General features: G+C 72.7%; 7 protein-coding genes. 3 read left to right on the top strand and 4 right to left on the bottom strand.

Translation table 11 applies throughout. The annotated features are described in order from the left end of the window. Positions 1–267: 267 nt before the first annotated feature. Positions 268–762 (top strand): GNAT family N-acetyltransferase, encoded by a 495-nt coding sequence (locus tag GT030_RS09150; RefSeq protein ID WP_161200664.1) that lies wholly within the window; start codon positions 268–270, stop codon positions 760–762. Between the two features lie 24 nt (positions 763–786). Here GT030_RS09150 and pepN read toward each other — a convergent pair whose 3' ends face one another. Both pepN and GT030_RS09160 read right to left on the bottom strand, forming a co-directional pair. After that, positions 787–3,267, bottom strand: a complete 2,481-nt coding sequence (gene pepN, locus GT030_RS09155; RefSeq protein ID WP_161200665.1) for an aminopeptidase N — start codon at positions 3,265–3,267, stop codon at positions 787–789. Positions 3,268–3,355: 88 nt separating this feature from the next. Beyond that, complete coding sequence (locus GT030_RS09160; protein ID WP_130334497.1) at positions 3,356–3,694, bottom strand: chorismate mutase; 339 nt, start codon at positions 3,692–3,694, stop codon at positions 3,356–3,358. 94 nt (positions 3,695–3,788) lie between these two features. Here GT030_RS09160 and GT030_RS09165 point away from each other — a divergent pair, with 94 nt between their 5' ends. After that, on the top strand, positions 3,789–4,682 hold the full coding sequence (locus GT030_RS09165; RefSeq protein ID WP_161200669.1) for a hypothetical protein: 894 nt from the start codon (positions 3,789–3,791) through the stop codon (positions 4,680–4,682). A gap of 15 nt (positions 4,683–4,697) precedes the next feature. On the opposite strand, the gene GT030_RS09170 is transcribed toward GT030_RS09165, so the two are convergent. Next, a complete protein-coding gene (locus GT030_RS09170) occupies positions 4,698–5,909 on the bottom strand; it encodes a hypothetical protein (protein ID WP_161200666.1) in 1,212 nt (403 codons plus the stop codon). A gap of 290 nt (positions 5,910–6,199) precedes the next feature. On the opposite strand from GT030_RS09170, the gene GT030_RS09175 reads away from it, so the two are divergent. Next, on the top strand, positions 6,200–7,117 hold the full coding sequence (locus tag GT030_RS09175; protein WP_161200667.1) for a rhomboid family intramembrane serine protease: 918 nt from the start codon (positions 6,200–6,202) through the stop codon (positions 7,115–7,117). Positions 7,118–7,217: 100 nt separating this feature from the next. Here the strand turns inward: GT030_RS09175 and GT030_RS09180 are convergent. Further along, positions 7,218–8,134 (bottom strand): glutamate synthase subunit beta (locus tag GT030_RS09180; protein ID WP_161200668.1); only part of this gene is annotated, 917 nt, incomplete at its 5' end.

The following is an 8,134-nucleotide window of genomic DNA, read 5'->3' on the forward strand; positions in this document are numbered from 1 at the left end:
CGGGCAGTGGGCCGCCGCGGGCGGCCGCGCCGGTGGTGAGGGCGCCGAGGACGGTGTCCAGGAGCGGGCGCAGGGCGTCCGGGCCGTGGGGTCCTGAGGCGAGGGGCGGGGTGCTCATGGGCTCTCCTGCGGGGCGGGGACACGCACCGGCGCTCAGGTTCGGGAGCCGGGTGTCCGCGCTGCACAACGAGCGGGAGCAGGAAATGGGTACTGCCGTACGGGGAAAACGCGTTGGAGCGGCGTCCGGGCGGCACTACCGTCGCCGGGATGAGCGAGATGTGGACGGTGGAGCTGCCCGGTGAGCGGGTGCTGCTGCGCGAGCCGGGTCCGGCCGACGAGGCGGCGCTGCTGCGGCTGTTCGAGGAGTGCGAGGACTGGTTCACGGCGGCGACGGGTCTGCCGTCGGCGCCGGGCGACGTGCAGAGCCTGTACTACGCCCTGCCCGAGGGCGCGGACCCCGGCGACAAGGTGCTGCTCCTGGTGGAGCGAGGCGGCGAGGTAGCGGGCCTGGTGGACGCGGTACGGGACTGGCCCGAGCCGGGCGCGGTGGCGGTCGGGCTGTTCCTGCTGGCGCCGTGGGCGCGGGGCCGGGGCCTGGGGCGGGCGGTGGCGGAAACGCTGCTGGAGCGGGGCGCGTCGCGGGTCACGGCGACGGTGCCGGCCGGGTGGAAGGCCGGTGAGCGCTTCCTGGAGCGGCTCGGCTTCGCCCTGGATGCGCCGGAGGGCGCGCTGCGCCGGGCGGAGTGGCCGCGGAGGTCCTGAGCCACGCCGCCCGGCGTCGAGAAGCTACTCCCCGCGCACCCGCAACGCCCGTGCGAGGTCGTCGAGTTCGTCGGTGAGCTTGCGCCGCAGCGCGGGCACCGGGTCGGCGTCGCGCAGGCACGCCTCCCCCAGTGCCAGGTTCTCGGCGTCGACGGCGTGGTGCGGGAAGGCCCAGGCACCGGCGGCGGTGGCGATGGCGGGCCCGCGCCGGGCGGACACCGCGACCGCCTCGTCGTAGTAGCGGGGTACGTACTCCTGGACGAGGTCGGCCTGTTCGGGCTGCCAGAAGCCCTGGGCGGTGGCCTTGAACAGGTAGTTGGAGAGGTCGTCGGTGGCGAACATCGCCTCCCAGGCCCGCCGCTTGGCCTCCGGGTCGGGCAGTGCGGCACGGCAGCGGGCGGCGCCTTCCTGGCCGTTGGCGGAGGGGTCGCGCTCCAGTTCGGCGGCGATGGCGGCCTCGTCGGTGGCGCCGAGCACGGCGAGCCGGCCGAGGATGCGCCAGCGCAGCTCGGGGTCGAGTTCGGGCCCGCCGGGCACGGTGCCGTCGGCGAGCCAGGCGGCGATGGTGTCGGGCTGCGCGGCGACGTCGATGAAGTGCCGTACGGCGACCAGGCGCAGGCCGGGGTTGTCGCCGTCCTCGGTGCGGCGCAGCAGGTCGCGGCAGAGGGAGCGGAGGGTGGCGAGGGCCGCGGGCCGCTCCTCGGGGGTGAGGTAGCGGTCGGCGACGTGGGTGCCGGCGAAGGCCAGGACGCCCTCGACGAGGGCGAGGTCGGTCTCCAGCGGCAGGTGGGCGCGGGCGGTCTCCAGGTAGGCGGCGGGCGGGAGTTCGCCGTCGCGGACCGCGTCGCGCAGGGCGTTCCAGACGACGGCGCGGGTGAGCGGGTCGGGCAGGCCGGAGAGGCTGGTGCGCAGGGTCTCGAAGGACTCGGGGTCGAAGCGGACCTTGGCGTAGGTGAGGTCGCCGTCGTTGAGCAGGAGCAGCGCGGGCCGCTTGCCGAGCGGCTGGGGCGCGGTCTGCGGAACGTCGAGGCCGACGCGTTCGCGCAGGGTCAGGCGGCCCTCCTCGGTGAGGTCGTGGTCGTAGAGGCCGGCGGTGACGCGGTGCGGGCGGCTGCCCTCCTGCTCGACGGTCAGGACCCGCTTGCCGTCGGTGGTGGTGAGGCGGGGGGTGAGCTTGTCGACGCCGGTGGTGCGCAGCCAGGCGTCGGCCCAGGCGGGTACGTCGCGCTCGGTGGCGGAGGCGAGGGAGTCGATGAAGTCGGCGAGGGTGGCGTTGCCGAACCGGTGCCGCTCGAAGTGGACGTTGATGCCGGCCAGGAAGTCCTTCTCGCCGAGCCAGGCGACCAGTTGGCGCAGGGCGGAGGCGCCCTTGGCGTAGGAGATGCCGTCGAAGTTGAGCAGCGCGGCGGCGGTGTCGTCGACGGACTCGGGGGCGACGGGGTGGGTGGAGGGGCGCTGGTCGGCGTCGTAGCCCCAGGACTTCCGGGTGACGCCGAACTCGACCCAGGGCTGGGTGAAGCGGGTGGCCTCCAGGGTGGTCTGGTAGCCCATGTACTCGGCGAAGGACTCGTTCAGCCAGATGTCGTCCCACCACTTGAGGGTGACGAGGTCGCCGAACCACATGTGGGCCATCTCGTGCGCGATGACCATGGCGCGGATCTGCCGCTCGGTGTCGGTGACGGCGGAGCGGAAGACGAAGTCGTCGCGGAAGGTGACCAGTCCGGGGTTCTCCATGGCGCCGGCGTTGAACTCGGGGACGAACGCCTGGTCGTAGGAGTCGAAGGGGTAGGGCTCCTCGAACTTCTCGTGGTACCGGTCGTAGAGGGCGCGGGTGATGTCCAGGATCTCGTCGGCGTCGGCGTCGAGGTGGGGGGCGAGCGAGCGACGGCAGTGGATGCCGAAGGGCAGGCCGCGGTGCTCGGTGCGTACGGAGTGCCAGGGGCCCGCGGCGACCGCGACGAGGTAGGTGGAGATGAGCGGGGTGGTGGCGGCGCGCCAGCGGCCGCCGCCGAGGTCCTCGGTGATGCCGTTGGCGAGCACCTGCCAGCCCTCGGGGGCGGTGACACTCACGTCGAAGACGGACTTGAGGTCGGGCTGGTCGAAGGCGGCGAAGACGCGCTGGACGTCGTCGAGGAAGAGCTGGGTGTAGACGTAGGTCTCGCCGTCGGTGGGGTCGGTGAAGCGGTGCATGCCCTCGCCGGTGCGGGAGTAGCGCATGACCGCGTCGACGGTGAGTTCGTGCTCGCCCGCGGTGAGGTTCTTCAGCGGCAGCCGGTTGCCGTCGAGGGTGGCGGTGTCCAGGGGCTGTCCGTCGAGGGTGACGGCGCGCAGCTCGGCGGGCTTCAGCTCGACGAAGGTGTCCCCGTCCGTGCGCGCGGTGAACCGGACCGCGGTACGGGAGCCGAAGGTCTCGTCACCGGTGGTGAGGTCGAGATCGACGGTGTAGCGGTGGACGTCGAGGAACTCTGCTCGGGCTTGCGCTTCGTCGCGCGTCAGTACGGACATGGGGGCCATGCTGCCCGATCGCCCCGGCGGCCGACAGGGGCGGTTCGGTACGCGGCTTATGTCCGGCCCCGCGCCGGGCGTACGCGGGTCAGGGGCGGATGTGGGCGGAGTCCTCGGCGATGCGCTCGTGGTGCCGGATCACCTCGGCGACGATGAAGTTCAGGAACTTCTCGGCGAAGGCGGGGTCGAGGCGGGCGTCCTCGGCGAGGCTGCGCAGCCGCTCGATCTGGCGGGCCTCCCGGCCGGGGTCGGCGGGCGGCAGGTGGTGGCGGGCCTTGAGGCGGCCGACCTGCTGGGTGGCCTTGAAGCGTTCGGCCAGCATGTGGACGACGGCCGCGTCGATGTTGTCGATGCTGGCCCGCAGCCGCTCCAGTTCCTCGCGGGCCTCGGGGTCGACGTCACCGGTGCCGGTGTTGCTGATGGTCATGGGCGTCAACCCTACGGGGCGCGGGGCCATCGCGGTGGCGGTGGGCGGTTCTACAGTGGGAGAGGTGTTCCGGGCGACCTTCGGGGGTGCGGGCGTGGTGGCAGGCGGACCGGTGGAACACGGCTTCCCGCACCTCGGGACGGTGCGGTCGGCGGTCACGGCGCTGTACCGGCGGCTGTCGGAGGACGGCCTGCGGACCTTCGCGGCGAGCGTCGCCCCGGCCGACGTGGCCTTCGGCGACGAGGACGACCTGCATCTGGGCGCGCAGCGGGTGGCGCGGGAGCTGGTGCGGCACTTCCGGCTGCCGGACGCGCGGCTGATCGTCTGCTTCCGGGAGATGACGCACGCCGCCTATGTGGAACTCGCGGCGGGCCCGGAGTACTTCGTGGAGCTGAACGACCGTTTCCGCACCCACCGGCGGGACATCGGCGCGGCCCTCGCCCACGAGGTGGCCCATGTGTATCTGCACCGGCTCGGCCTCGCGTTCCCCACGACCGCGGAGAACGAGATCCTCACCGACACGGTGACCACGTACCTCGGCGCGGGCTGGCTGCTGCTGGACGCCTACCGGGAGCACGGCGAGGCGTCGCAGAAGCTCGGCTATCTCACCCCGGAGGAGTTCGGCTACGTCCTGGCGAAGCGGGCGGCGGTGTTCGGGGAGGACCCGGCGGCGTGGTTCACCAGCCCGCAGGCGTACACGGCGTACGTCGCGGGCCTGGACCGGGCGCGGGCGGACGAGCGGCGGGCGCCGCTGAGCGGGGCGGGCTGGGCGGCCCGGCGGCGCTACGCCCACGACCGGCGTGACACCGCCCGGCACGACAGCGGGCGGCCCCGTCCGGATTCCCCCTACGAGTTCACCCCGGACGGGGCGGGATGGAAGGTGTCCTTCCCCTGCCCGGTGTGCCACCAGCGCATCCGGGTGCCGGTGAAGGGCCGGGTCAAGGCCCGCTGCGGGCTGTGCCGGACGGTGCTGGAGTGCGACACCTAGGGACGCCGGGGCCGGTCAGTCGGAGAGGCGGTCCAGCAGCCAGGTGCCGAGTTCCTCGGTGACGGCCGTGTGCGGGGTGGTGGTGGAGGACCAGATGAAGTCGTCGACCTCGCTCTCGTCCGGGGGGAGGTCCTCCAGGTTCGCGTAGAGGTCCTTCTGCCGGTCCAGGTCGCGGAGGGCGACCGCGCTGACCGTGGGGACGAAGCAGATCTCCTCGTGCCGCAGGTCGACCTGGGCACCGGCCTTCTTCAGCGCGTCGGCGAGGATGCCGTAGGAGCGCAGGGTGCCGCCGGGGGCGCCGTCCATCTCGGGGAGGTCGCCGGTGGTGATGGTCTTCTCGGACGCCGGGAAGCGGCGCTTCAGCTCGGCGACGGTGACCTCGCGGCCCTGCGCCTGGGCGTAGAAGGTGGTGCCGGGGTAGACCCGCTCCGACTTCAGTACGGTCTCGCCGGGCGGTACGGCGATGCCGGTGCCGTCCCCCCGGCCGTTGGCGAGGGCCAGCAGGCGCGGGACGCGCGGCCATTCGCCGACCCGGGCCAGGTTGTCCAGGAACTCGCGGCGCTCGGGGGCGATGCCGTTCTGGCCGGTCATCGCGTCGTAGTGGCGCCAGAGCATCTGGCGGGCCGCCGGGCTGTTCATCTGCCGGGCGAAGTCGTTGGGCACCGGGATGAAGTGCGCGAACGCCTGGAGGCCGATGGGGATGTAGGCGCCGCGGTGCGGGGTGTCGTAGGAGAAGTACACGCCGACGCGGTGGTCCACGCGCTCGTACTCCATCTTGGCGAGCGCGTAGCGGGTGACGAGACCGCCCATGCTGAAGCCGCCGGCCGTCAGGGGGGCGTCGCCGAGCTGTTCGGCGCAGGTCCGCGTCACGGCGTCGGTCACGGTCCGGGCGTTGTCGAGGACCGAGGCGCTGCGCTCGTCGAAGCCGACGAGGATGATGTCCCGGCCCCGGCGGCGCAGCTCGGTCAGGAAGGGGTAGTCGCGGTCGAGGCCCGCGTACAGCCAGGCGAGGTCGCTCTTGCCGAGGTTGAAGCCGTCGGCCATGATCACCGGCCGGACGATGCCCTGGTTGCGCTCGCCGTAGTAGACGTGGGCGAAGCCGCCTCGGAGCGGCCACTTCTCGTCGGGCTCGGGTGCGGTGTACCCGGCCGGGGGCGCGGTGGTCAGCGGGCCGGTGAGGGTGAACTCCCCGACTCCGTGCTCCGCCTGCTCGGTCTGCTCGGACAAGGCCGGCTCCTTCCGGACCCGCGCACGGCGCAGCAGCCCGTCAAGTGCGGGCTGGGTGACTGCGGTTGGCGCGGCGTTCCGGGACATCATCAGCACGCCCCCTGACCTGCGGAACGTGCCTCGCCGGTGCGTTCATCCGCACGAGTGCGGGAGGGGCGGGGCGGTGACGCGGCGTCGGGAAATCAGGTGATCACAGCCTGGGGCGCGGGGGTCGTGCGGTGATCCGATATTTTGTTCGGCGCCGTCCCCACCGGCTCGTCCCGAACACCCTTTCTTCGAAGGAGCCGGCCGTGACCGCCGAGTCCGCCGTGACCACGTGCTTCCGTCATCCCAAGGTGGAGTCGCACGTCCGCTGCACCCGCTGCGACCGCTTCATCTGCCCGGACTGCATGCGCGAGGCCTCGGTCGGCCACCAGTGCGTGGAGTGCGTGCAGGAGGGCGCCCGCTCGGTGCGGCAGGCGCGGACCGCGTTCGGCGGCCGGATCAGTACGTTCCCGCTGGTCACCTGGGTGCTGGTGGCGCTGAACGTGCTCGCCTACCTCGCGGAGCTGGCCCGCCCCTCGATCGTGGACCGGTTCGGGATGCTGGGCGCGGGCCTGGTGGGCCCGGACGGCGGCCACTACCTGTGGCAGTACCCGTACGACTCCGTGCTGACCCCGGAGGGCGTGGTGGGCGGGCAGTGGGAGCGGCTGCTGACCGGCGCGTTCCTGCACATGCCGCCGGACGACGGGATCGGCGTGGTGCACATCGTGCTGAACATGGTGGCGCTGGTGAACGTCGGCCGGGTGGTGGAGACCCAGCTCGGCCGGGCCCGCTATCTCGCGCTGTATCTGCTCTCGGCGCTCGGCGGCTCGGTGCTGGTGCTGCTGATCGCGCCGGACGTGCCGACGGTGGGCGCCTCGGGCGCGGTGTTCGGCCTGGGCGCCGCGTACTGGGTGATGGGACGGCGACTCGGCTACGACATGCGGTCGGTCAACCAGTACATGACCGGCCTGCTGATCTGGCTGGTGATCTCCGCCTTCGCGACCTCCTGGCAGGGCCACCTCGGCGGCCTGCTCGCGGGCGCCGTGGTCACCCTCGCCTTCGCCTACGCCCCGCGCGGCGACCGCCGCACGCTGATCCAGTGGGCCGCGTGCGCGGGTCTGCTGGTCCTGCTGCTGGTGCTGGCGGCGGTGAAGGCGGCGACGCTCACCAGCGGCACCGGCTGAGAAGGCGGCGGCGCCTGCCCGGGCGTCCGGTCGGGGACTGTCGGGCAGGCGCCGTCTGATGTTCCGTACGCCGTTGTACGGCACACCGGGTGTGAGGGTGTCAGACCGCCAGGGCGCGGTCGGTGGGGCGGATCGGGGCGGGCAGGTCGCTGGCCCCGGTGAGGTGGCGGTCCACCCCGCGGGCGGCGGAGCGGCCCTCGGCGATGGCCCACACGATGAGGGACTGGCCACGGCCCGCGTCACCGGCGACGAAGACACCGAGCACGTTGGTCTGGAAGTCGGCGTCGCGGGCGATGTTGCCCCGCTCGTCCAGCTCCAGGCCGAACTGGTCGACCAGGCCGTTCTCCCGGTCGGTGCCGGTGAAGCCCATGGCCAGGGTGACCAGCTGCGCCGGGATCTTCCGCTCGCTGCCCGGCTTGGGGGTCAGCTTGCCGTCGATGAACTCGACCTCGGTCAGGTGCAGCGCCTGGACGTTGCCGTCCTCGTCGCCCTCGAAGTGGGTGGTGGACACGGCGTAGACCCGCTCGCCGCCCTCCTCGTGGGCGCTGGTGACCTTGTACAGCATGGGGAAGGTCGGCCAGGGCTGGTTCAGCGGGTGCCGCGCGTCGTTCGGGCGGGGCATGATCTCCAGCTGGGTGACGGAGGCCGCGCCCTGGCGGTGGGCGGTGCCCACGCAGTCGGCGCCGGTGTCGCCGCCGCCGATGACCACGACGTGCTTGCCCTCGGCCGTGATCGGCGGGGACACGTAGTCGCCCTCCTGGACCTTGTTGGACAGCGGCAGGTACTCCATCGCCTGGTAGATGCCGGTCAGCTCCCGTCCGGGGACGGGGAGATCGCGGGCCGTGGTGGAACCGGCGGCGATGACGACCGCGTCGTACCGCTTCTTCAGGTCGCCGGCCTTGAGGTCGCGGCCGATCTCCACGCCGGTGCGGAACCGGGTGCCCTCCGCGCGCATCTGCTCGATGCGGCGGTTGATGTGCCGCTTCTCCATCTTGAACTCGGGGATGCCGTACCGCA

Origin of the sequence: Streptomyces sp. SID1328 (assembly GCF_009865595.1) — a bacterium.
GTDB classification, from domain to species: Bacteria; Actinomycetota; Actinomycetes; order Streptomycetales; family Streptomycetaceae; genus Streptomyces; species Streptomyces griseoluteus.

Bases quoted from the DNA above. Each gene is read 5' to 3' on its own strand.
- GT030_RS09160 (WP_130334497.1), bottom strand. From the start codon at position 3,694: ATGACCATCAGCAACACCGGCACCGGTGACGTCGACCCCGAGGCCCGC.
- GT030_RS09150 (WP_161200664.1), top strand. From the start codon at position 268: ATGAGCGAGATGTGGACGGTGGAGCTGCCCGGTGAGCGGGTGCTGCTG.
- pepN (WP_161200665.1), bottom strand. From the start codon at position 3,267: ATGTCCGTACTGACGCGCGACGAAGCGCAAGCCCGAGCAGAGTTCCTC.